General features: G+C 69.0%; 22 protein-coding genes. 2 read left to right on the top strand and 20 right to left on the bottom strand.

Features of this window, described 5'->3' with window-relative positions:
- Position 1 precedes the first annotated feature (1 nt).
- From AC1C2S_RS16195 to AC1C2S_RS16135, 13 genes are all read right to left on the bottom strand, one after another.
- Positions 2-949: a carbohydrate ABC transporter permease gene (locus AC1C2S_RS16195; RefSeq protein WP_495353633.1), complete on the bottom strand. Its 948-nt coding sequence runs from the start codon at positions 947-949 to the stop codon at positions 2-4.
- A 3-nt stretch (positions 950-952) separates the two neighbouring features.
- Positions 953-2,305 carry an extracellular solute-binding protein gene (locus AC1C2S_RS16190; protein WP_495353632.1) on the bottom strand — a complete coding sequence of 451 codons (1,353 nt, stop codon included), beginning with the start codon at positions 2,303-2,305 and terminating at the stop codon, positions 953-955.
- A gap of 105 nt (positions 2,306-2,410) precedes the next feature.
- Positions 2,411-3,619: a glycoside hydrolase family 76 protein gene (locus AC1C2S_RS16185; RefSeq protein WP_495353631.1), complete on the bottom strand. Its 1,209-nt coding sequence runs from the start codon at positions 3,617-3,619 to the stop codon at positions 2,411-2,413.
- A gap of 155 nt (positions 3,620-3,774) precedes the next feature.
- Positions 3,775-5,004 carry an ROK family transcriptional regulator gene (locus AC1C2S_RS16180; RefSeq protein ID WP_495353630.1) on the bottom strand — a complete coding sequence of 410 codons (1,230 nt, stop codon included), beginning with the start codon at positions 5,002-5,004 and terminating at the stop codon, positions 3,775-3,777.
- Between the two features lie 85 nt (positions 5,005-5,089).
- On the bottom strand, positions 5,090-5,800 hold the full coding sequence (rnc, locus tag AC1C2S_RS16175; protein WP_495353629.1) for a ribonuclease III: 711 nt from the start codon (positions 5,798-5,800) through the stop codon (positions 5,090-5,092).
- A 28-nt stretch (positions 5,801-5,828) separates the two neighbouring features.
- Positions 5,829-6,032 carry a 50S ribosomal protein L32 gene (gene rpmF, locus AC1C2S_RS16170; protein ID WP_495353628.1) on the bottom strand — a complete coding sequence of 68 codons (204 nt, stop codon included), beginning with the start codon at positions 6,030-6,032 and terminating at the stop codon, positions 5,829-5,831.
- Positions 6,033-6,034: 2 nt separating this feature from the next.
- Positions 6,035-6,604 carry a YceD family protein gene (locus tag AC1C2S_RS16165; protein WP_495353627.1) on the bottom strand — a complete coding sequence of 190 codons (570 nt, stop codon included), beginning with the start codon at positions 6,602-6,604 and terminating at the stop codon, positions 6,035-6,037.
- 11 nt (positions 6,605-6,615) lie between these two features.
- The gene (locus AC1C2S_RS16160; RefSeq protein ID WP_495353626.1) at positions 6,616-8,943 is read right to left on the bottom strand and encodes a transglutaminase TgpA family protein; all 2,328 of its coding nucleotides are present in this window, start codon (positions 8,941-8,943) and stop codon (positions 6,616-6,618) included.
- Positions 8,933-10,315, bottom strand: a complete 1,383-nt coding sequence (locus AC1C2S_RS16155; protein ID WP_495353625.1) for a DUF58 domain-containing protein — start codon at positions 10,313-10,315, stop codon at positions 8,933-8,935. The genes AC1C2S_RS16160 and AC1C2S_RS16155 overlap by 11 nt, the downstream gene beginning before the upstream one ends.
- Before the next feature lies 1 nt (position 10,316).
- Entirely contained in the window at positions 10,317-11,321 is a 1,005-nt protein-coding gene (locus AC1C2S_RS16150; protein ID WP_495353624.1) for an AAA family ATPase, read from the bottom strand.
- Positions 11,318-11,809 (bottom strand): pantetheine-phosphate adenylyltransferase, encoded by a 492-nt coding sequence (gene coaD, locus AC1C2S_RS16145; RefSeq protein WP_495353623.1) that lies wholly within the window; start codon positions 11,807-11,809, stop codon positions 11,318-11,320. The genes AC1C2S_RS16150 and coaD overlap by 4 nt, the downstream gene beginning before the upstream one ends.
- Before the next feature lie 51 nt (positions 11,810-11,860).
- Positions 11,861-14,086 carry an ATP-dependent DNA helicase RecG gene (locus AC1C2S_RS16140; protein ID WP_495353622.1) on the bottom strand — a complete coding sequence of 742 codons (2,226 nt, stop codon included), beginning with the start codon at positions 14,084-14,086 and terminating at the stop codon, positions 11,861-11,863.
- A complete protein-coding gene (locus AC1C2S_RS16135; protein WP_495353621.1) occupies positions 14,083-14,892 on the bottom strand; it encodes a tetratricopeptide repeat protein in 810 nt (269 codons plus the stop codon). The genes AC1C2S_RS16140 and AC1C2S_RS16135 overlap by 4 nt, the downstream gene beginning before the upstream one ends.
- A 48-nt stretch (positions 14,893-14,940) precedes the next feature.
- On the opposite strand from AC1C2S_RS16135, the gene AC1C2S_RS16130 reads away from it, so the two are divergent.
- Entirely contained in the window at positions 14,941-15,588 is a 648-nt protein-coding gene (locus tag AC1C2S_RS16130; RefSeq protein WP_495353620.1) for an RsmD family RNA methyltransferase, read from the top strand.
- Here AC1C2S_RS16130 and thiL read toward each other — a convergent pair.
- Positions 15,558-16,568: a thiamine-phosphate kinase gene (gene thiL / locus AC1C2S_RS16125; RefSeq protein ID WP_495353619.1), complete on the bottom strand. Its 1,011-nt coding sequence runs from the start codon at positions 16,566-16,568 to the stop codon at positions 15,558-15,560. The genes AC1C2S_RS16130 and thiL overlap by 31 nt on opposite strands.
- 25 nt (positions 16,569-16,593) lie before the next feature.
- Positions 16,594-18,330: a VWA domain-containing protein gene (locus AC1C2S_RS16120; RefSeq protein WP_495353618.1), complete on the bottom strand. Its 1,737-nt coding sequence runs from the start codon at positions 18,328-18,330 to the stop codon at positions 16,594-16,596.
- A 204-nt stretch (positions 18,331-18,534) separates the two neighbouring features.
- Between AC1C2S_RS16120 and AC1C2S_RS16115 the strand changes: the two genes are divergently transcribed.
- A complete protein-coding gene (locus AC1C2S_RS16115; RefSeq protein WP_495353617.1) occupies positions 18,535-19,053 on the top strand; it encodes a DUF3515 family protein in 519 nt (172 codons plus the stop codon).
- Positions 19,054-19,092: 39 nt separating this feature from the next.
- Here AC1C2S_RS16115 and AC1C2S_RS16110 read toward each other — a convergent pair whose 3' ends face one another.
- From AC1C2S_RS16110 to leuD, 5 genes are read right to left on the bottom strand one after another with little or no spacing between them, the layout of a single operon-like run.
- A complete protein-coding gene (locus tag AC1C2S_RS16110) occupies positions 19,093-20,211 on the bottom strand; it encodes a D-alanine--D-alanine ligase family protein (protein ID WP_495353616.1) in 1,119 nt (372 codons plus the stop codon).
- Positions 20,111-21,250 (bottom strand): NAD(P)H-dependent glycerol-3-phosphate dehydrogenase, encoded by a 1,140-nt coding sequence (locus AC1C2S_RS16105; protein WP_495353615.1) that lies wholly within the window; start codon positions 21,248-21,250, stop codon positions 20,111-20,113. The genes AC1C2S_RS16110 and AC1C2S_RS16105 overlap by 101 nt, the downstream gene beginning before the upstream one ends.
- Positions 21,240-22,016, bottom strand: coding sequence for a lysophospholipid acyltransferase family protein (locus AC1C2S_RS16100; protein ID WP_495353614.1), 777 nt, complete (start codon positions 22,014-22,016; stop codon positions 21,240-21,242). Before AC1C2S_RS16100 ends, AC1C2S_RS16105 begins: the two co-directional genes overlap by 11 nt.
- A gap of 7 nt (positions 22,017-22,023) precedes the next feature.
- Positions 22,024-23,394: a UDP-N-acetylglucosamine 1-carboxyvinyltransferase gene (murA, locus tag AC1C2S_RS16095; RefSeq protein ID WP_495353613.1), complete on the bottom strand. Its 1,371-nt coding sequence runs from the start codon at positions 23,392-23,394 to the stop codon at positions 22,024-22,026.
- The gene (gene leuD / locus AC1C2S_RS16090; RefSeq protein WP_495353612.1) at positions 23,391-24,011 is read right to left on the bottom strand and encodes a 3-isopropylmalate dehydratase small subunit; all 621 of its coding nucleotides are present in this window, start codon (positions 24,009-24,011) and stop codon (positions 23,391-23,393) included. Before leuD ends, murA begins: the two co-directional genes overlap by 4 nt.

The raw sequence follows: 24,011 nt of genomic DNA, 5'->3' as shown, positions 1-24,011 counted from the left end.
CTCAGTCCACCTCCGGCTTGAGTGCGCGCAGGTACACGATCGAGAACAACGCCCCGACGAGCAGCAGGATCGTGGCGATCGCCGTGCCGAACCCGAGTTTGCCGAACTGGAACGCCTCCTGGTATGCCAGCACGGGCAGCGTCGAGCTGTCGGTGCCGGGTCCGCCGCCGGTCATGACGAAGATCAGCGTGAACACCGAAAGCGTCTGCAGGGTCGTCAGCATGAGGTTGGTCGAAATGCTGCGACGGATCATCGGCACGGTGATGAACGCGAGCCGCTGCCAACCGCGTGCCCCGTCGACCTCGGCCGATTCCGTGATCTCGGGCGGCACATCCTGCAGTGCCGCCGAGTAGACGAGCATCGAGAAGGCCGTGCCCCGCCAGATGTTCGCCAGGATCACCGCGAGCATCGGCGTCGCATACAGCCAGTTCGTGCCCTCGAGCCCGATGGAGGCGAGCAGGGTGTTCAAGGTACCGGTGTCGTTGAAGAAGGCGTACGCGGCGAACGCGGCCACGATCTCGGGAAGCACCCACGCACTGACCACGAAGGTACCGACGACTCCTCGGGCGAACCCGTTGGACGATCGCATCAGGATCGCAAGACCGAGGCCGATGACGTTCTGGCCCACGATGGCCGACGCGACCAGGAACAGCAGCGTCAGCATCACCGATTTCGGGAAGTCCGGGTCGGCGAACAACGCCACGTAGTTGTCGAAGCCGACGAAGGACGAACCCCGAGCGGCCGACCCCGTGAGGGATGCATCGGTGAACGATCCGTAGAACGAACTGATCACCGGCCCCAGCAGGAAGATCGCGAGGAGCACGATCGCGGGCACCAGTGGGATGCTGCGCACCAACGACCTGCGGGCGCCGACCTTCGACCGGCCGGGCCGGGGAGCAGGTCCCCGGCCCGGCGGGGCGTCCGGTCGCACTTGGGCGAGCGTGGCCATCGGCTACTTCGCGCTCGTCGTGTTCTCTTCGCCCACGATGGCGACGACCGCCTCGTCATAGGCGGCCGCGGCGTCGGCCGGACTCTGCTGTCCGGTCATGACCGCCTCCATCGCGATCGTGATCTCGCTCGAGATCTGGCCGTAGTCGCTCGTGGCCGGACGGAAGTTGGTGACGGATACGATCTCCGAGAAGAAGCCGAAGCTCGGATTCGCGGCCTGGTAGTCGGCGTCTTCCGACACGTCGCCGCGCACCGCGATCTGGCTGGCGGCGATGTCGTAGGACTGCGAGTTGTCCTTGTCGAGGGCGAGCGCGATGAACTCCCACGCGGCATCCTTGTTCTGCGACTTCGAGCCCATGGCGAGGGTCCAACCGCCCGACATGCTCGTCGCGCCGGGCTCGTCACCGTTCTGCGTCGGCATCGGCGCCTGCGCCATGACGTCGCTCCACTCGGGCCACGGCGCGGTGCCGGTCTCGAGCCAGGTGCCGCTCAGCCACGAGCCGTCGAGGCCGATCGCGAGGGTGCCCTGCGGGAACCACTCGGCCGCGACGAGGTTGCTGACATTCTTGTCGAGTGCCTGTTCGGGAGTCGGGCCGAGGCCGCCCTGGTAGAGGTCCTCGATGAAGGTCAGCGAGTCTTCGAAGCCCTGCGAGCCCGTCACCCACTTCTTCTCGTCGGTGTCGTAGAGGGTGTCGCCGGTGCCGTAGAGCAGCATCTCGAACCCCTGCATCGCGGCTGCTTCGCCCTGGGCCTTGCCCGAGTAGACGTTCAGCGGCACCACGTCGGGCAGCTCAGCCTCGACGGTCGCGGCCGCATCGAGCACGTCTGCCCAGGTCGTCGGCTCCCACGGCACGGGGATGCCCGCCTGCTCGAACACCTCGGTGTTGTACCAGAGCGCCCGGGTGTCGGTGCCCATGGGGATGCCGTAGGTCTTGCCGTCGCCGCCGAGACCGGCGCTCTTCGCGTTGTCGTAGAACGCATCCCAGTCCTCCCACGACTCGGTGTACTCGTCGAGCGGGGCGAGATACCCGGCGTCGGCGTCGGATTCCACCATGAACGTGTCTTCGTACATCACGTCGGGCGCCGTCGATGCCGACTGGTTCATGAGCGCGAGCTTGGTGAAGTAGTCGTTCTGCTGCGCCTCGATCGGCACGAGCTCGACCGTCAGACCCTCGTTCTCCGCCTCGAATGCGGCCTTGACCGCCTTCATGTGGTCGTCGAGCTGGGTGAAGGTGCCGAACTTCTGGTACGCCACCTTGATCGTGTCGGACGATCCGCCGTCGTCGGCCGAGCATCCTGAGAACGCCAGTACGCCCGCCGCGGCGAGCGCGACGGCTGCTGTGAATGTGTGCTTCATCGAATCTCCTTGTGATTCCTCTGGGCTCGCCGCGGCTTCGGTGCCGCGGCGCGCTCCCGAACAGTCGACTGAATGGTCGAACGGATGCCGGTGGCATCTGCTGCCCTAGTACAGGTCGCTCCACTGGCTCGGCGTCCAGCTGAGCACCGCGAAGATCTGCGTCATTGCGGCTTGCTCGAGCAGCTGGGTGTGCCCGTTGAAGACGAACAGCCCGGTTTCGGCGTCTCGGTTGTCGGCCCAGACCTGGTCGGCGTAGTCCTGCATCGCGTCGCGATACTTCGAACCACGGGTCTCCGACTCGAGGAGGAGCAGGTTCTTGAAGAAGATCGAGTTGAAGAAGGCGGGCTGGTCGGCCAGTCTTCCTTCGGTGACGTAGTACCGGTAGGCGGCGTCGGCGATCCGCTTCGCCTCAGCGAGGTAGCGACGATCGTGCGTCTCCTGATAGAGGAGCACGTTCACGCCGACCGGCACGCCCTGGTTGTACGACCAGACCGTCGGCTCGATGGTACCGGCGAGGTCCACGTGGTCGGAGTACAGGCCGTCGGGTCGCCGCAGGTTCTCGTTGGTCCACTCGTACATGCGCAGCGCCCAGTCGAGGTACGCCTGCTCTCCGGTGATCTGGTGCAGCCGCAGCCCCAGTTGGGCTCCGGGCATGTTCGAGACGGTGTTCCGGTCGCTGCTCCACGGCGCTTGCGTCCAGAAGACGCCGCCGGGGTTCGGATGGCTCTGGTCGGTGTCCCACCCCGAGACGACGAGGTCGAAGATCTGCTCTGCGCGTTCGAGCGCCGCCTCGTCACCGTCGGTCAGGTAACGCTGCACGTCGAGGAGGCCGACCCATTCGTTGTCGTCGTAGAAGTAGTCGCCGCCTTCGCCGTACTCCCCGACCGGGTACGAGGCGTAGCCGGGCAGTCCGGTCGTTCCGCCATCGGCATCCCAGTAGTGCTCTTGCGCGGCGGCAGCGCTCGCCAGGGCTTCGTCGTACCGACGGCCGTTCGATCCGTGCTGGTTGGCGAGGTCTGCGATGGCGATGTGCGCCTGGGAGAACGGCCACTCGAACGCAGAGGGGCGATCGCCGTCTTCCACCGGGTACTGCTCGCGGAAGAGGCCGCTGCCGTCGTCGACGGCGAAGTGCTCCTGCAGCGCCAGGAACGATGAGTGCGCACGTGCGGAATTCTGGTGACGGGTGGCCGGGTGGTGCCGCTCATCGGAGTGGCCGGGGGGTTCGGACGTGGCCGCCAGGGCGGGCGCGGATGCCGAAAGCAGGAGTGCCGACGTCGCCGCGACGGCGAGCGCTGCAGCAAGTGTGCTCTTCATGGATCTCCTTTGATTCCAAGTTTCTCCCACTGCGGCGTCGATGCCGAGGGAGCCCATCTCGTATAACTAAAAAGCATGGACTAATTCTTGTCAACCGTTCGGGGGTCACTGAGCTTCGACGATCGCCGGCGCTTCGGCCCCGCGGGGTGACCCCCTCAGCCCGAGATCAGCAGCGCCGACGGGCGGGGCGACAGCACGTCGTCCAGCACGAGGCATGCGGCGCCGACGGCCGCGACGTCATCGCCCGTCTTCGAGACGGTCATCGCGATCGGATGCGTCGTGACGAGCGCGCTCGACGAATTGACGAGCTCGGAGACCCGCAGCAGCAGCAACGGCGAGACACGATTCCAGTACGGCCCCCCGAACACCACGGTGTCGAGGTCGAGCAGGTTCGCGACCGTCATGACGGCGACGGCGATGCGGTCGGCCATCACCTCGAGCAATTCGGATGCCGCTGCGTCGCCGCCACCCGCAAGTGCCGCGATCTGCGCGAGACCGGCATCGACCTCCCGACCACCCAGGCGGTCACCGGGCGCGACGATCAGGCCGGACGCGATGGCCGAGCCGACGACAGCTCGCGGCATGATCGCGTCGCCGAGGCATCCGCGACGCCCGCAGCTGCAGAGCGGACCGTCGGGATCGACGATGATGTGGCCGGCGTCGCCCGCGTTGTTCGTCGCACCCCGCACTGCTTCGTGCGCGATTGCGAGGCCGACACCGACCCCGGTGCCGTAGTAGAAGAACATGAAGTCATCGCGCTCCTGCGCTGAACTCATCCAGAGTTCGGCCACCGTCGCCGCGGTCACGTCCTTCTCGAGCAGCACCGTCAACCCCGTCGACTCCGCGAGGGCGTCCCGGAGCGCGACCCCGTGCCACCCTTCGAGCAGCGGTGGGTCGAGGACCACGCCGCGTTCGAGGTCGAGCGGCCCCGGGGCTGCGATGCCGACGCCGAGAATGCGAGCACGATCGACGCCGGCCTCAGCGATGATCGCCTCGATCGAGTCGTGCATGCCGGCGATCACCCGATCGGGCGCCACGTCGGACGGTGTTCTCGTCGCGGAGTGGGCGACCACCCGGCCGTCCAGGTCGAGCACGACATAGGTGATCACGGCCGGGTCGAGGTGGACGCCGATCGCGTAGCCCCCCGCGGGATCCAGCTCGAGGATGATGCGCGGCTTGCCGACACCGAGGATGCGCTGCCCCGCCTCGCGGATGATGCCCTCATCGAGCAGGCGGCGCGAGACGTTCGACACGGTCTGCGCACTCAGCCCCGTCTGCTCGGCGATCTCCACTCGGCTCAATCCGTCGCGAGTGCGCCGGATCGTGTCGAGGATCACGATCTGGTTGAACCCTCCGAGCGCATGGACGTTCGTGCCTCGTCGCATGCATACCCCCTCGAGCCGTCTCTGCCACCAGTATGCCGTTCGGCGTTCGGGCAGCGCCTGGTCGAGCAGGAGCGGCTCGCCGGGGTCAGCGCGTGTTCAGGCGGGTCCACGCCTCGAGCGCGGCGGCCATCTCGGCCTGCTTCTTGCTCGACCCCTCGCCCTTCGCCTCGACGAGGTCGCCGACGACGACGGTCGCGATGAAGTGCTTGTTGTGATCGGGACCGCTCTCGGCGACCCGGTACACCGGGGCAGCGGCACCCCGCCGGGCTGCGATCTCCTGCAGGCTCGTCTTCGGATCCATGGCCGCGCCGAAGCGGGTGGGGTCTTGCATGAGCGGAGCGACGAACTGCAGCACGAGCTCCGTTGCGGCGTCGCCGCCGGCATCGAGGTAAACGGCACCGATGATCGCCTCGACGGTGTCGGCGAGGATCGAGGGCTTGTCGGCACCGCCGGTCATCGTCTCGCCGCGACCCAATCGCACGTACGGCCCGATGCCGATCGCACGGCCGACCTCGGCCAGCGCGACGCTCGAAACGAGGCTCGCACGCCGTTTGGCGAGCTCGCCCTCGTCGAGGTCGGGGTGGTCGCGGAAGAGCTTGACCGTCACGGCCTGCCCGAGAATCGAGTCGCCCAGGAATTCCAGGCGCTCATTGGTCGGGATTCCGCCGTTCTCGTACGCGAAAGACCGGTGCGTGAGCGCGAGGCCGAGCAGGGCCGGATCGATCGAGATCTGCAATCGCTGCTGCAGCGCCTCGAGTGTTCGATCCTCTGCCCCGGTGAGCTCCGTTCGCGTCACGACCGGTCGTTCGGGAGTCTGGGGCCGACTAGACGTCGGCGACCTTGCGGCCCTTGTACTCGAGGAACAGCGGGGTGCCCGCAGCATCCTCGACGACCTTCGCGCGGTGCGGAAGGCTGTAGGTGACCTTGCCGTTCTCGACGGTCTTGACGAGCGTGGGGACCTCGGCCTTCCACTGCGCACGGCGCATGTGGGTTCGGGCGCGTGACTTCTTCCGCTTGGGAACAGCCATGACTATCTCTCTTCTCTCTGCTGGTCGGCGCCGGATGCGGCATCCGAGCCGTTGTCTTCGGAAGCCTCGAACCCCGAGAGCGCGGCCCAACGTAGGTCGCTGTGCTCAGGGGTGACGAGTTCCGGATGATCGGCCAGTCGGAGCCCTGTCTCGGGGTCGAGACCCGGGCAATCCGGTCGGCACACCGGCTGGAACGGCAGTGCCAGCACTACCGCATCGCGGATGAGTGGTTCAAGATCCACGTGGTCGTCTTGAACCTCATACTCGATGGCTTCCCCAGAATGATACCCGAAGAGCTCCTGGAACTCGACTTCGACCGGAAGGGCGATGTCGATGAGGCATCGACCGCACTCCCCCTCGGCGACGGCGTCGATCTCGGCTGAGACGAGGATGCCCTCGTGCACCGACTCGAGGCGCACCTCGAGATCGAGCTCCGAGCCGGGGCGTACCGCCACGAGTCCCTCGCCCATCTGCTCGTCGACGGCGACGATGAAGGGGTGCTCGCGCATCTCGCCGGGACGGTTGACGAGGTCGCGCACGTTGACGCGATAGGGGGAATACTTGATGGCCACGATCGACGATTCTACGCGTCGGCGGATGGGCGTTCGCCGAACGCGCGCCGCGCCCCCTCGAAGAGCGACCTCGGTGCGAGCACAGCCCGCACACGCGCGCCCGGTGTCGAGTCGGTCACGAGTGCCGCGCGAACGAGCGAGAGGTCGTCGAGCAGCGTGCTGCCGGATTCCGCGGTCTCGCCGCCAGGCCCGTATCTCTCGCGTTCGACCGCGTCGCGCAGCGCGACGAGTGCGGCCGCGGATCGGGGATCGGCGAACCCGTCACGCTCGGCGAGCGCCGCCGTGAAGGCTCGTGGCGTCTCGGCGGTGTCACCTCCGACGCGGAGATCACGCGCGGTGGCGATCACCTCGTCCCACGCGGCATCCGCCGGTCGCTCACCATTGGCCACGCGACGGCGTCGGCTCCAGCGCTGGCCGAGCCTCAGCGCCGCGGGCAGGAGCAGCACGAGCGCCACGACGAGCGCGACCGGCACGCCGCGCTGCCACCATGAGTTCGCAGCGAGCGCGTCGCCACCCTGCCCGGCCAGATCGCGGTCGGGGTCGAGTTCGGGACGACCGCTCGCGCCCGGGGTGGACGGTGCGACACTCGGCGCCGTCGCGCCCGATTCTTCACCCGCGCCCGGCCGCGAGTACTCAGGCACGCTGCCTCGCCCCGGCGTCGGCTCGAAGGGCACCCAACCGACACCCTCGAAGTACAGTTCGGGCCAGGAATGCAGGTCGTGGGAGTCGACTTCGACTCGCTGCACACCGTCGACCCGCTCCTGCATGGGCGTGCCCTGGGTGTAACCGAGGGAGATGCGCGAGGGGATGCCGACCTCGCGAGCAAGCACCGCCATGGTCGAGGCGAAGTGCACGCAGTAGCCCGCCTTCGTCTCGAGGAATTCGGCGATGACGTCGAACCCGCCGCCGTCGTACCCGTCGGCCACCGGCGCCTCGGTCGAATAGTCGAACTGGCTCGACCGCAGGTAGGCCTGGATCGCCACTGCCGCGTCATAGGGCGAGGCCGCGTTCGACGCGACCACGGCCGCGGTCTCGGCGATCACCGACGGAATCTCATCGGGCAGCTCGAGATACCGGTCGATCTCGGGCGGCAGCTCCCGCTCCGCATTGCGCAGCTGATCGACCGTGGGGTCGACCTCGAGTCTCGTGACCCGGTAGCGCTGGCCGCCGGTGTTCGCGTCGACGCTGCGTACAGCGAGGCTGTCGGCGTCCCAGAACCACGAGCCGCTCAATCCCTCGATGCGAGCTGAAGGATACGGCACCGGCAACCACGTGGTGCGCACCTCGTCGACGACCACCTCGATCGGATGCTCCGAGGTCGCCACGTCATCGGAGAGACCGTCTGGGCGCGGCATCGCGTCGACGGTGTTGTCGCCGTCGACGGCCGCATCGGTCGCGCCCCATACCTCGCCCTCGAAGCGATCGAGGGTGAGAAGGGTGAAGTACGGGCGGTCTGCGTCGCGTGCGAAGTAGTGGAACGCCGGCCGCGACTCTGGGCGCCGGAGGTCTCGCCCGAGGTCGATGAACGGGCTCACCCCGCGGGCGAAGAGGGTGCCCTGGCTCGGCGAGCCGAGCAGCAGGCTCGTCGACACACTCGGGGTCGACGCGGCCAGCACCGAGGCGGCGAGCAGGCCGACGGCCGCGAGTCCGAGGGAGACACCGAACGTCGAGACGATCGGCACGCGCTTCGGCGGCACGATCGTTGCGACGTTCTCGCCCTCGTCGACCGTCATCAATCGAGCCCGGCGCCGCACCCGCACATCGACGCGGAGGAGGAACAGGTATGCGGCCGCCGTGAGCACGAGCGTCGGTGCCTCGGCGCCCGCCTCGATGATGAAGCCCGGAACGAGGATCGGTACGAGCACGGGCGCCGCGGCGAGCGCCGGCATGCGGAGTGTCTGCACGAGCACGTCGGTGAGTACCGCCAACCCTCCGACGCCGAGCGCCAGTGCGAAGAGCAGCGGGGGCACGGGAACGGCGGGCACCGACTGCTGTTCGATGGTTCGCTGCGCGCCTGACAGGAGCCCTCCGAAGGTCTCGAAGGTGCCCTGCGTCGGAACGATGAGCGCGATGCTCGTGGATCCGCCGAAGACGAGCGTGAGCAGCAGCAGGAGCACCACGAGCTCGAGTACCGGCACGAGCGAGGCAGGGGTGCGCACTGCGCGGAGCGCGGTGCCGGAGAAGAGCGTGCCCGCCGCGATGAACGCGCAGAGCCACCACCAGCCGCTGCCGGCGATCAGCGGACCGAGCGCCATCGCGGCGATCGCGAGCAGCAGGAACGATGCTGCGGTCAGCGCGAGCTGCTGCGCCCGCGACAGGGGAACGGGGTCAGGGCGCATCGTTCACCCCCAACCCTTCACCGTCGCGCCGCGATGCCGATCGGCTCGGGCCGGACCGCGCCGGGAGCGTCGTGCCCGACCATGCTGCACCGATGTCGGCGGCCCGTCGCACCCGTACAACGCGCCAGTCGGCCTTCTCCAACGCATCGGTGATGCCGGCGCCGACACCCTCGGTGACGAACACGACGGCCGGCTCGAATGTCGTTCGGAGTGCCACGAGGGTACGCGCATCATGCTCGTCGGGGTCGACGAGCACCGCGAAGCCCGGCATGCGCGCGTCACGGCCCCGCGGCCCCGACTCCGACGACGACGACTGCGCCGCCTCGCGTGCGTTCGTATGCCTGGGCGGACCGTCGAGACGCGCCAAGTCTTCGAGCAGCATGCGATCGCCGCCCGGCATCCGGTACCCGGCCCCGGATTCCTCGGAGAGCAGGCTGCGCTCGGGGTCGTCGACGCGATCGCAGCGCACCCGGAACCCGCGCTCCAACAGATGCATCCCGATCGAGGCGGCGATCTCGACGCCGAGCTCGAATCCGAAGTGCGGGCCGACGTCGCCGTCGCGCCGGAGTACCGACGTCTTCGGCCGCCCGGCGAGCGTCGTATCGAGGATGATGCGCGCTTCGGGATCACCGCGCTGCTCCTCTTCGCGCACCATGAGCTCGCCGCGGCGTGCGGTCGCAGCCCAGTTCACCCGGCGAAGCGGATCGCCGTACCGGTACTCGCGGGCGATGAGCTCGTCGGAGTTGGGGTGAGTGCGTCGCTGCAGGCCGTTGAGCACGCCGTCGACGCTCGCCGCCGAACCGAGCGCGGCGTCGAGCGGGGTGACCCGCGGCGTCACGGCCACCTCGTGACCGTTTCCCACGTCTCGGTCGATGCGCGCGAGGCCGAACGGGTCGGCGATGACGACCCGCAACGGGCCGATCTGGTACACGCCCCGCCGCGGCATCCGGAGCCGGTATTCGAGACGAACCGTGTCGTCCCCGGCCGGCAGCATCGACTCATGCGGCCCGATCGCCGGGAGGATCGCCTCGGCCGGTGCGGTCAGCATCGCGGGCACACCGTCGCGCCAGTGGGCACCGTCGAACGTGCGGCGCGAGCGGTTCTTCACGACGAGCGACACCAGCGTCGACCCCCCTGCGGCCACGACTGGCGGCGTGAATCGCCGGGTGACGGCGAGTCGGGGCTTTCGCATCGTGACGAAGAGGGCCGCGACGACCGGCATCGCGATGCCGACGAAGGCGAGCACGAGGATGTCGCGCAGGTCGAACCACAGGGACACGGCGAGCAGCAGCACCCCGACGATCACGAGCGTGGCGCCCCGCGGAGTGAGTCGCGGCCAGGTCGCGACTCGAACGGAGCGGGGGCGCCACATGTCAGTTCCTTCGCGCGCTGCCGACCGGAACCGGCGTCTCCCCCACGATGCGGCGCACGATGGCGTCGATGAGCGGCCCGCTGTCACGGTCGTGCGCCCCGATCGCGCGGCTCGTCGGCACGAGACGGTGGGCGAGCACGGGCACCGCGAGCGCGTCGACGTCGTCGGGCAACACGAAGTCGCGACCGTGCATCGCGGCGTGCGCCTTCGCGGCGCGGATGAGTTGCAACGTGGCCCGCGGGCTCGCGCCGAGCCTCAGCTGACGGTCGTCGCGCGTGGCTCGCGCGAGATCGACGGCGTATTCCTTGACCGGCTGCGAGGTGAACACGTGCTGCACTGCCTCGATCATGCCGCGGAGCTCTACGAGCGTCACGACCGGCTCGAGGTCGTCGAGCGGACTCGACGTCTCGCGGGTCGAGAGCATGGCGAGTTCATCGGCCGACGACGGATACCCCATGGAGATCCGGGCCATGAACCGGTCGCGCTGGGCCTCGGGCAGCGGATAGGTGCCCTCCATCTCGACGGGGTTCTGCGTCGCGACGACGGTGAACGGCGGTTCGAGAAGGTAGGTCGTGCCGTCGGCGGTGACCTGGCGCTCCTCCATGCACTCGAGAAGTGCAGACTGCGTCTTCGGACTCGCCCGGTTGATCTCGTCGCCGATCACGATGTTGGCGAACACGGGCCCGTGCTTGAACTCGAACCGCCGGCTCGCCTGATCGAACACCGAGACGCCGGTGACATCGCTCGGCAGCAGATCGGGGGTGAATTGGATGCGGCTGACGGTCGCGTCGACCGAGCGGGCGAGGGTCTTCGCAAGCATCGTCTTGCCGACACCCGGAACGTCTTCGATGAGCAGATGCCCCTCGGCGAGCAGCACGGTCAGCGAACTGGTCACGGCGTCGCGCTTGCCGGCGATGACCGTCTCGACGTTCTGCACGATCGTGGCGGCGCGCGCGCCGACCTCGTCGATGCCCATCTTCGCCGCGACGGCGGTGGTTTCGGTCATGGTGTCGTCGCCGCCTGCAGGTAGTCGGCGACGACGGCCGGCACATAGGGTGCGACGTCGCCGCCGAGGGCCGACACCTGTCGCACGAGCGAACTCGACACGTGCGCGTTCGCGGGGTCGGGCAAGAGGAAGACCGTCTCGACCCCGGCGAGATGCCGGTTGACGATCGCCATGGGCGTCTCGTACCCGACGTCGAGTTGCGATCGCACGCCCTTCACGAGCACCGATGCGCCCACGTCGGTGCAGTAGTCGACGAGGAGACCCATGCTCCACGACGCCACGACGATGCGGCCCTCGATGCCGGCCTCGGTGATCGAGCTCTCGATGAGCGCGACCCTCTGCGCGATCGGCAGCAGCGCCGTCTTGTCGGGGTTGTGCACGACGACGACGTGCAACTCGTCGTAGAGCCCAGCCGCTCGCCCGATGACGTCGAGATGGCCGAGCGTGACGGGGTCGAACGATCCTGGGACGACGGCGATCCGCTGCATACGCAACAGCGTACTGCCCGGATGCCACTGCGTGAGGGGCTGTGGAGAGTCTCAGCCCTTGCTCAGGTAGCCGCTCGCCTCCTCGTCGAGACGTCGGCGAACGGCGGCGGCGAGCGCAGGATGGTCAGCGAGTCCGTCGCTGCTCGCCAGCAGCTCCTGCGCGAGTTCTCGCGCCTCGGCGATGAGGTCGCCGTCGCGGGCGACCCTGAGCAGCTTCAGCGACGAACGGCCACCCGATTGCGTGGCGCCCAGCACGTCGCCCTCCTGCCGCAGTTCGAGGTCTGCCTGGGCGAGCTCGAAACCGTCGAGGGTCGCCGCGACCGCCTCGACACGCTGCAGTGCGAGGGACCCCGGCACGGCCGACGTCACGAGCAGGCACAGCCCGGGCACGCTGCCACGGCCGACCCGGCCGCGCAGCTGGTGCAACTGCGAGACGCCGAAGCGGTCGGCGTCGACCACCACCATCGCGCTCGCGTTCGGCACGTCGACGCCGACCTCGATGACCGTCGTCGCGACGAGCACGTCGAGCTCGCCCGCTGCGAATGCACGCATCGTGGTGTCTTTCTCCTCGGCCGACATGCGACCGTGCAGGGGTGCGATGCGAACGTCGGCGAACCGGGGGTCGGCGCGCAGCTCTGCGAGCACCGCGGTGACGGATGCGACGGGCCCCGCGGCATCCGCAGAGCCCTCGTCGCCCGGCCCCTCGGCACCGGCGCCCGCCTCTTCGACGACCTTCGCCTCGATCGCGGGGCACACGACGAAGGCCTGGCGCCCCTGACCGATCTCTTCGGCGAGCCGTTCCCAGATGCGCGGGCGCCAGGTCGGCCGGATCGCGAGCGGCACGACCTGCGAGGTGATGCCTGCGCGCCCGGCCGGCAGCTCGCGGATCGTCGACACGTCGAGGTCGCCGAACACCGTCATCGCGACGGTGCGCGGAATCGGCGTCGCCGTGAGCACGAGCACGTGCGGCGGGTTTCGGCCCTTCAGGCGCAACGCCTCACGCTGCTCGACGCCGAAACGGTGCTGCTCGTCGACCACCACGAGGCCGAGATCGGCGAACGAGACGTTGTCTCCGAGCAGGGCGTGCGTGCCCACGACGACGCGCGACTGCCCTGCCGCGGCGCGGAGCATGGCCTTCTTGCGCTCCGCGACCGGCAGTTGGCCGGTGAGCAGGGTCGGCACGAGTTCGGCGGCGAGGTCTGGGCCGAGCATCTTCGCGATCGAACGCAAGTGCTGGCCGGCGAGCACCTCGGTCGGTGCGAGCAGAGCCGACTGCCCACCGGAATCGGCGACGGCGAGCATCGCCCGCAAGGCGACGACGGTCTTGCCCGAGCCCACCTCGCCCTGCACCAACCGGTTCATCGGCACCGGTTCGCCGAGGTCGTGCGCGATCTCGGCGCCGACCTCGTTCTGGTCGCCGGTGAGAGTGAACGGCAGCGCGGCGTCGAAGCGCTCGAGCAGCCCGCCGGGCACCGGATGCCGGGCTGCCGTCGTGTGCGTCCGGAGCTCTGCACGCCGCTCGAGCAGCGCCGTCTGCAAGACGAACGCCTCGGTGAAGCGCAGGGTGCGCCGTGCGTTCTTCCAGTCGCCGTCGCGTTCGGGTCGATGCACCGATTCGAGTGCGTCACGATGACCGAGCAGCGACTTCGCCTGCCGCACGCTCGACGGGAGCGGGTCGTCGAGCGGTGCGAGTCCGTCGAGCACGAGCGCGACGGCCTTCGCGATCTGCCAGCTGGCGATGGTGCCCGTCGCAGGGTAGATCGGGATCGGCGCCTCAGCCCATCGCTTGGCCGCGGCGTCGCCCGCTTCGACCGGCGTGGCGTCGTCGAACAACTCGTAGTCGGGGTGCGCGAGCTGACGCTGGCCCTTGTAGTCGCTCACCTTGCCGGCGAAGATGCCCCGCCGCCCGGGGCGCAGGTCGGCGGCCCGCCAGCGCTGGTTGAAGAACGTGAGGGTCAACACACCCGTGCCGTCGGTGATCTTCGCCTCGACGATCGAACCGCGCCGTGCGCGCATCGAACGCTCGCCGACCTCGATCACCTCGGCGATGATCGTGATGTTCTCGTCGAGCGGCAGCGACTCGAGCGCGGTCAGCTCGCCGCGCATCGCATACCGACGCGGGTAGTGGGCGAGGAGGTCGCCGACCGTGCGGTGGCCGAAGCCGCGCTCGAACGCCTGCGCCGTGCGACCGCCGAGCGCTCCCGAGAGCTTGGAGTCGAGGGTGAACGCGCCCGGGGCGGCCTCGCCGCCCCCGGTCACAGCTGCACCATCGGTCATGCCTCGATCGTAGGCTCCGCCTCCGTCAGCGCGGCGAGCTCGGCCTGCACGTACGGGTCGGCGGGGCGGGCCGCCCCGAGTTCGCGCTGCATCGCGAGTGCTTCGTCGGTGCGACCGACGCTGCGCAGGCACCGCGCGACCGACCAACGGGCGACATGGCGCTGCTCGGCCGTGCCGTAGCGATCCGCCGCCTCGACGGCCTGCTCGAAGTGCGAGAGCGCCGCCTCGGCGCGTCCGCCGTCGTGCAGGGTCCAGCCGAGGTTGTTGTGCAGTGCGACCCCCCAACGGCGCACTCGGGCGTCCCGCACACCGGCGAGCACGTCGAATCCCTCGGCTGCCCACTCCTCCTCGTGCCCGACATCGTTGAGGGCGAGCATGTGCAGCGCGTCGAGCACGAGGAACGGCGAGCCCGCGAGCGCGGCCTCGCGAACGCCACGGGTGAGCTCGGGCACAGCGTCGGCAGGGCGGGCATCCGATGCCGCGAGCCGGCCTCGCTCGATGGCCACCCGCGCCCGCAACTCCGCGGCATCCGCCTCGGCATCGTCGGAGGGGAGACCGGACGCGACCGTGTCGAGCACGGCGAGCGCGTCGGCGAGCCGCCCTTGGATGCCGAGCGCCCGCGCAAGCTGGGTCGTCATCACGGCGCGCACGTGCGCGGAATTCCCCTCGTCGTCGTCGGCGGCCTCCCGGAACCGCTCTTCACTGGCCACTGGGTCGCTGAAATCCCAGAGTCGGTCGATCATCTGCTGTTCGGCGCCCCGGTGTCGGGACGGTTCGGCGGGCACCTGGTCGGTCGAGTCATCCACCCTCCCATCATGGCAGCGCAATGGGGCGCCCGTTATGCTGCCGAGAGCATGACCCGCATCATCGCCGGATTCGCCGGCTCCCTGACCCTCCGGGTGCCGCGTTCCGGCACCCGTCCGACGAGCGACCGGGTGCGCGAGGCGATCTTCTCCGCCCTCGAGGCACGAGACGCCCTCGAGGGCGCACGAGTGCTCGACCTGTACGCCGGATCCGGTGCGCTCGGGCTCGAGTCGGCGAGCCGCGGCGCAACAGACGTCGTGCTCGTCGAACGCGCCAAACCCGCCGCCGACGTCTGCCGCGCCAACGCCGAAGCACTCCTGAAGGCGACGCGCGGCCACCACGCCCCGCACATCCGGGTCGTCATGCGCGCGGTGGCCGCCTATCTCGACGGCGCGCCGGCGGGCGTCGACATCGCGTTCATCGACCCGCCCTACGAGCTCGACGAAGCCGCGCTCGCTCGAGATCTCGAGCTGCTCGCGCCCCTGCTCGCCCCGGACGCGATCGTGATGCTCGAGCGCAGCTCCCGCTCGCCCGAGCCTCGGTGGCCGACGGGCGTCGCCCCTGAACGCCGACGCGACTACGGCGAGACCACCCTCTGGTGGGCGAGCACGGCTGACCCGGCTGACCCGGCTGACCCGGCTGACCCGGCGAACGGAGCAGGTGCCGGTCAGCCCGATCGGCCATCCCAGCCGGAATAGGGATCCCACCCGGCTGCGTCGATCGCGACTCCGTCGACGAAGAGTTCCCCGGCGGCAGCTGTGACCCGGCCGATGCGCTCGAACGGCTCGGGCAGCGCCGCGTCGGGCGAGAACGTCGCGAGGAGCCCGTGGTCTTCCCCGCCCGCGAGCGCGAGCCGCACGTCCGGCCCGAGGGCGGCCGCCGAGAAGTCGAACCCGACGCCGCTCGCCACGGCGATGCGCCGGGCATCGCGAGCGAGCCCGTCGGAGACGTCGAGCATCGCCGTGGCCCCCGCCTCGGCTGCGACGATCCCGGCCGCGACCGGCGGGGAGGGCGCGAGCTGCGCGCCGATGAGCTCTGGATACCGGGCGCGGAGCGACTCGGCCAGCTCGGCATCGGGCGCGCCCGCGGCATCCGTCGCCTCGGCGAAGAGCAGCGCGAGCCCGCGGGCGGCGTCGCCGCGCGCGCCTGCGTGCGCCACGACGTCGCCGGGGCGGGCGCCGCTGCGGGTCACGGGTGCACGACCCTCGAGGTCGCCGAAAGCGGTCACCGCGATCGTCAGCACCGCCGAGGCCGACAGGTCGCCGCCGACGACGCCCGCACCCGGCGCGAGCACCGCGAGCGCCTCGCGGAGGCCATCCGCGATGCCCTCGAGCACCGACGCCTCCGTCGACGGCGGAGCGGCGATCGCCACGACGAGCGCGGTCGGCCGGGCACCCATCGCCGCGACATCCGTGAGGTTCGTGGCCGCCGCCTTCCACCCGAGCTCGAACGGGGTCGACCACGCGAGACGGAAGTCGGGCCCGTGCACCATGAGGTCGGTGGTCACGACGAACCGCCCGTCGGCCGCAGCAACGACCGCTGCGTCATCGCCGGCGCCGAGGAGTGCGGCGTCGCCCGCCCGCAGTCGCGGCAGGATCAACCCGAGCACCGCGTCTTCGCCGAGCGCGCCGACGGTTCGAGAGTGCGCCGCGGCGTCCGCTGGCTGAGGCTCGTGCATGCTCCTCACGGTAGCGTGCGCGCCGTCAGCAGTTGGGTCGGCAGGCCCGCTGCGAGAGTGCGTCGGTGAGCACCACGCTCAGGTCTTCGGGGCGGGCGGCGGAGTAAGCGGCACCGCCGGTGGCCTCGGCGATCCTGCGCATCGCATCGATATCGGTGTCGGGGCCGATGCCGATGAGCACCACGGGCACCGGCTTGTCAGGGTCGTTCAGGGCTGCGAGTTCGGCGAGCAGTTGTTCGCCCGTGATGCCGACCTCGTCTTCGTTGCGCCCGTCGGTGAGCAGCAGCACCGAATTGACCTTCGCGGGGTCGTACGTCTCGAGCACGCTCTTCACCGCCGCGAGCGTGGTGTCGTAGAGCCCCGTCGCACCGCCCAATCGTGCCGGCAGTGAGGCGATGACCTCGTTCATGTGCTGCTTGTGGGCGTCGTTGGAGAGGCGATCGATCGGCGCGAGCTCTTCCCAGTCCTGCTCGCCGACTCGAAGTGTGGAGAACCCCCACATGCCGAGGTCGACCTGCTCCGAGAATTGGTCGATGGTGGTCGCTGCTGCCTGCTGGAGCACATCGATGCGACGCTGACCGGACACGGTCGGCTCCTCCATCGACCCCGAGAGGTCGACCACGGCGAGGATGCGCGACCGCACGCTCACGACGCCCCAGGTGCGCAGAATCGCGACCTGAGCGGATGCCGCGGCCGAGTTCACCTCGATCGGCGTCTCGATCACGCCGTCCTGCTCGAGTTTTCCGCCGCCGCTGCCGTCGCGGAAGCCGTCGGTCGCGAATTGCGTGCTCGCCTCCCAGAGGGCGATCTTCAGTGCACCGAGCTCGCGGGCACGGAGCTCGAGCGCGAGGCTGTCGGCATCGGGTTCGGCGCGTGCCTCACCCTCGGCGGGCAGGTTCTTGGCGAGCTCGCTCTCGTCGAGGAGCCGAAGGAACGGGTAGCTGAGTGCGAGGCTTCCATCGCTCGGGTAGAGCGCGACGAGCGGCTCGGCGCCCTCCTTGCGGTTGTGCAGGGCCACTTGCTGCTCGCTGGCGATCGCCACGGTGCCGGGCTTGCTCACAGTGAGCGCCGCGAACGCCGCGTCGGCGTTCGCGGGAACTTCCCCGTTGAGCCTGAACATCGCGTCCTGGAACTGCCGCGGCTGGGTGATGTCCACCTCTCCCTGAAGCGACTGCAGCGCGCTCAGGCTGGCCGACGATGCCTCGGGATCGGGCAGCAATGCGTCGAACTGGTCGATCAGCAGCCCTTTCCAGCTGAGGTCGACGCCGGTGAACTCCTCGGCGCGGCTCACGGGAGCGGCGAAGATCACCGGGCTCGTCGCGATCGAGCGTTCGAGCGCGATGTCGGGCACGGGGCGACCGAGGGAGCGCGCCATGCTCGACATGCGCACGAGCCAGACCGGCGAGTCCGGAATCCACGCGTCGACCGCGGACGCGTTGCCGGAGGCGAGCACGGCAGCAGTGTCGGCCGACGCCTGCGCCTGCACCTCGGTGTGCGAGCACGCCGCCTCACTCGCGTCGTACTCGGCCGCGACGGCTTGCACCGTTGCCGCGATCGCCGGGTCGGCCACGACGGTCAGTTCGGCCGGCTCGGTGCACTCGACGACCGGATCGAGCCAGGCACCGAGTCCGCCGGTGGCCCACGCGGTGCCGACGGCCCCGACGCCGCCGACGAGTGCGATGGTCGCGACCGCCGCGACGATGACGGTGTTCGTGCGTCGCCGCCGCTTCCTATTCTGCTCTCGCTCGCTTCGACGACTCACTCGTGCTCCATTGCTCGTCGGTGAGTAGTTTCGGTCACCGCGCTCGGGATCACCGCGATCGTTCAGGGGGTCCAACGGGGTGGGGCATCGCGGCGTGCTGGTAAGCATCATGACATTCGATCGCCCGAAACGCATCTTCCGCGTCTGTCTGGAGCTGGGCGGCACCCGGTTTCCGGCCGGCTCAGTCGCGATATCCTGAGCAGGATGTCTCTGTCAGCCCAGTCCGCCCGACCGCACCTGCGGCTCCGAGTACTCGCCTCGGCGGCCCTCACCGCGGCCTCGGTGCTCGTGCTCGCCGCGTGCAGCCAGACAGTACCGGTCGAGACCGCACTCGAGGCGAGTGATGCCGACTGCGCCGCCGTCGTGGTTCGACTGCCCGACTCGCTCGCCGAGGGCACGGATGCCGAGCAGGTGCAGCGCGAGACGAACGCCCAGGGCACCGGAGCCTGGGGCACGCCCGCTTCGGTGGTGCTGCGCTGCGGGGCGGAGGCACCCGGCCCGACCACCGACCGCTGCGTCAGCGTCGACGGCGTCGACTGGGTCATCGACGAGTCGGAGGCCCCGCAGTACCTGTTCACGACCTACGGGCGAACGCCCGCCGTCGAAGTGCTCGTCGACAACGACGTCGTCTCGGGCACGACGGTGATCACCGAGCTCGCCGCAGCGGTCTCCGTGATCCCGTCCGATGGCGCGTGCACGACCCTCGACGATCCCGTCGACTGACGTCTGCGGGTTGACCCTGCCGAAACTGAGGTCTGCGGGTTACCGGCTTCCGCGCGCGTGGCCCCCATCGATCAGTTCGGCGATCAGATCGGTGTAGCTGAGTCCCGACTGCTGCCAGCACGTCGGGAACATCGAGATCGGAGTGAAGCCCGGCATCGTATTGATCTCGTTGACCACGTACCCCTCACCGGTGAGGAAGACGTCGACACGTGCGAGTCCCTCGGCGCCGATCGCCTCGAACGCCCGCCGCGCGATGCGCTGCAATTCGAAGAGCTCGCCGTCGCCGAGATCTGCCGGGCAGATCAGCTCGACGCCCGGGGCGTCGAGGTACTTCGCGTCGAAGTCGTAGAACTCGCGGCCGCTGACGACGACCTCGCCGGCGACGCTCACACGAACGGATGCTCCGCCGGCGCCGCCGAGCACACCGCACTCGATCTCGCGGCCGACCACGGCAGCCTCGACGAGCACGGTGCCGTCTTCGGCGAAGGCGACCTCGAGCGCGTCGTCGAGGCCCGCCCAGTCGCTCACCTTGGTGACGCCGACGGATGAGCCCGCACGGGCGGGCTTGACGAACACGGGCAGGCCGAGCGCCTTGGTGCGACGCTCCCAGAGCTCACGGTCCTCGTTCCATGCCGGCCGGGTCGCCGTGACCCACGGCGCCACGGCGATGCCTGCGCCCTCGAGTACGGTCTTCGTGAAGTGCTTGTCCATGCCGATCGCCGAGGCGAGCACGCCGTTGCCGACATAGGGTAGACCGAGCAGCTCGAGCAGCCCCTGGATCGTGCCGTCTTCGCCGAACCGCCCGTGCAGGATGGGGAAGACCACGTCGACGTCGCCGAGAGAGCGTTCGCGTGAAGAGGCGGCTCCACTGAGCCCCGTCGAAGTGTCCGTCACCCGCAACTCCCTCGACGATGCGCTCTCGGGCCAATGCACGCGGCTGCCGTTGTCGGCGACCTCTGGCAAGTGCGCCGGGTCGAGCGCGAAGCGATCGGGGTCGTCGGACTCCAGTACGAACGCCCCGTCACGGGTGATGCCGACCGGGATCACCTCGTAGCGACTACGGTCGATCGCCCGAAGCACTCCGCCCGCCGTGGCGCAGCTGATCGAGTGCTCGCTGGAACGCCCGCCGAACAGGAGAACCACCCTGAGCTTGTCCATCGATCGTCCTTTCGCCTTGCGGCTCGTCATCGGTCGTGAGGTGGGGCGCGATGTCCTTCGGGTCGAGGGTGCCCGCGAGCACCTGTCGCACCTGTTCGACGATGGGCATGTCGACGCCCATCGCCCGCGCCAGTTCGAGGATCGGCCCGACGGATGCGAGCCCCTCTGTGGTCTGCTGCATCTGATTGACGACGTCGTTCAGGTGATAGCCCTGGCCGAGCAGACGGCCCGCCGTGTTGTTTCGCGAGAGCGGCGACTGGCTCGTCGCGATGAGGTCGCCGAGCCCCGCGAGCCCCGACAGCGTCTCGGGGTGGGCGCCGTACGCGACCGCGAAGTCGGTCATCTCGACGAGACCTCGAGTGATGATCGACGCCTTCGTGTTCTCGCCGTAGCCGACGCCGTCGACGATGCCGATAGCGACGGCGATGAGGTTCTTCAGCACCCCGCCGAACTCCGTGCCGATCACGTCGGTGTTCACGAACGAGCGGAAGTAGCGGTTCGTCGCGACGGATGCCACGGCCTGCGCCGTCTCGAGGCTGCTCGATGAGACGACCGCCGCCGTCGGCTGCTCCTTCGCGATCTCGAGTGCGAGGTTCGGCCCCGAGATCACGGCGATCTGCGAGGGTTCGATGCGCAGCACCTCGGCGATGACCTCGCTCATGCGCTTGCCCGTCGACTTCTCGACGCCCTTCATGAGCGAAACGACCGTGGATGCCGCGTGCAAGTGCGGCTCCATCGTGGTGAGGTTCTCGCGCAGCGACTGGCTCGGCACCGAGATGTAGACCTGCTCGGCACCGGCGAGTGCGAGGTCGAGACGGCTCGTCGCCCGCAGGCCGAGCGGCAGGTTCACCCCCGGGAGGTAGTCGCTGTTGCGCTTGGCCTCTTGGATCTCCCGCGCGAGTTCCGGGCGCCGGGCCCAGATGACGACGTCGGCGCCGCCATCGGCGAGGATCTTCGCGAAGGTGGTGCCCCAACTGCCCGCGCCGAGTACGGCGACGCGCTTGCCTGCGGTCTTCCGGGCGGGAGTTCTAGTCTTCAATGCGACCCGTCTCCTTCTGGCCGTGTGCCGTCGGGTCCCAGCGCTGCGCGGGAGCGGGTTCATCACGCACCTCCGAGAGGAGCATCGCAATGGCGTTCATAAGCTGCTCGGTCGCCGCGAGCAGCGTGCGCTGATCGAGCGGCTTGCCGCGGTACGCACTGAGGTCGAGCGGTTCGCCGATGATGACGTCGATGGTCTTGCGGGGGAAGACGCTGATCTTCTTGCTGTACCGCGGCATGAGCCGCTGAGTGCCCCAGTGCGCCGCGGGGATGATCGGGATGTCGCGTTCGAGTGCGATACGCACCGCGCCGGTCTTGCCCCGCATCGGCCACAGCTCGGGGTCGCGAGTCAGCGAACCCTCAGGGTAGACGACGACCAGCCGCCCCTTCTCGACGAGCTCTTCGGCCGCGCGCAGCGCCGTGTGGCTCTTGCTGCCCGCGCGCTCCACGGGGATCTGCCCTGAGGTGCGCAGCAGCCAGCCGAGCACCGGGTTCTTGAACAGCGACGCCTTCGCGAGGAAGCGCGGCGCGCGGCCGAGCTTCCATGCCGCGGCACCCATCACGAGCGGGTCGATCTCGCTGTAGTGGTTGGGCGCCAGCACGAAGGCGCCGGACTGCGGCATCCGCTCGGGGTGATGGAACCGGAAGCGGGTCGCGAGGTTCAGCGGCGGCAGCGCGATACCGGCGAGGAGCCAGAAGAACGAGGGGCGGCGGGTCTCCGAACGTGCCTTCACCGAGGTGTTCGAAGACGGGTCGTCGTGTGGCACTCCCCCATTATCCTTCGAGTTCGAAATCCGCCCCGAGCAACTCGAGCTTCGTGATGAAGTCCTCGTAGCCGCGCGCGATGATTCCGACGTTCGACACGGTCGACCGGCCTTCGGCGGTGAGCGCCGCGATGAGGTGGCTGAAGCCGCCGCGCAGGTCGGGCACCTCGATGTCAGCTCCGGTGAGCTTAGTGGGGCCCGAGATGACTGCGGAGTGCTTGAAGTTGCGCTGACCGAATCGGCACGGGCGACCGCCGAGGCACTCTTTGTGCACCTCGATCGATGCGCCCATCTCGACGAGCGCGTCGACGAAGCCGAAGCGCTGCTCGTAGACCGTCTCGTGCACGATCGAGACGCCCTTCGCCTTCGTGAGGGCGATCACGAGCGGCTGCTGCCAGTCGGTCATGAACCCGGGGTGCACGTCGGTCTCGATGATGACGGGCGAGAGCTCGCCGCCGGGGTGGAAGAAGCGGATGCCGTCGTCTTGGATTTCGAAGTCGCCTCCGACCTTGCGGAAGACGTTCAGGAAGGTGAGCATCTCGGCCTGGCGCGCACCGCCGACGAAGATGTCGCCGTCGGTCGCGAGGGCTGCAGCGGCCCAGCTCGCGGCCTCGTTGCGGTCGAAGAGCGCGCGGTGCGTGTAGCCGTCGAGCTTCTCGACTCCCTCGATGCGGATGACGCGGTCGGTGTCGACCGTGATGATCGCACCCATCTTCTGCAGGATGTTGATGAGATCCATGATCTCGGGCTCGATGGCCGCGCCCGAGAGTTCGGTGATGCCGTCGGCGAGCACCGCAGTGAGCAGCACCTGCTCGGTCGCACCGACGCTCGGGTACGGCAGCGACACCTTCGCCCCGTGCAGTCCGCCGGGGGCGGACATGCGGATGCCGCTCGGCAGCTTCTCGACGATGGCGCCGAAGTTGCGCAGCACCTCGAGGTGGAAGTCGATCGGACGGTCGCCGATGCGGCAGCCTCCGAGGTCGGGGATGAACGCCTCACCGAGCCGGTGCAGCAGCGGGCCGCAGAACAGGATCGGGATGCGCGATGAACCCGCGTGCGCGTCGATGTCGGCCATGTGCGCCGTCTCGACCGCCGACGGGTCGAGGATGAGCTCGCCTTCGACGGGGCCGTCGGTGACGGTCACGCCGTGCACCTCGAGGAGGCCTCGTACGATGCGCACATCACTGATGTTCGGAACGTCTTTCAACACGCTGGGGGTGTCGCCGAGGATCGCTGCGACCATCGCCTTGGTGACGAGGTTCTTCGCGCCCTTCAACTCGATGCGTCCGCGAAGCGGTTTGCCTCCGTTGATCGTGATCTTGTCGACGTTCAACCCGACTGCCGTTCCATGGTTCTTTGCATCCTGCCCGATCGTGTTCACAGACTCCCTGATTCCGCCGGCTCCCGGATGGGGAGCGTTTTCGGCCGCCACGATTCTCGATGAGACTCGAATTCGGCGATTGCTGGTTCATCTCTGAGGGTGAGCCCGATGTCATCGAGCCCCTCGAGCAGCCTCCACCGAGTGTAGTCGTCGAGGTCGAACGGCACTCTGAGCGACCCTACGGCCACAGTTCGCTCAACGAGATCGACCGTCACGGCTATTCCCGGATCGGCCTCGACGACCTCCCAGAGCCGTTCGACGTCTTCGTAGGCGACTTGCGCTGCGAGGAGGCCCTGCTTGCCCGAGTTGCCACGGAAGATGTCGCCGAATCGCGAGCTGATGACGACGTCGAAGCCGAAGTCGCGCAGCGCCCACACGGCGTGCTCGCGGCTCGAGCCCGTGCCGAAGTCGGGGCCCGCGATGAGCACCCTCGCTCCCTGGAACTCGGGGCGGTTCAGCACGAACTCGGGGTCTTGACGCCAGGCGTGGAAGAGCGCGTCTTCGAAGCCGGTCTTCGTGACGCGCTTCAGGAACACCGCGGGGATGATCTGGTCGGTGTCGACGTTCGAACGGCGCAGCGGGGCTGCAGTGCCCGTGACGGTGGTGATCTTCTCCAT

This window comes from Agromyces sp. Y782 (assembly GCF_059445405.1).
The sequence above is the reverse complement of the archived record's forward strand: the minus strand, read 5'-3'. Positions and strand labels throughout refer to the sequence as shown.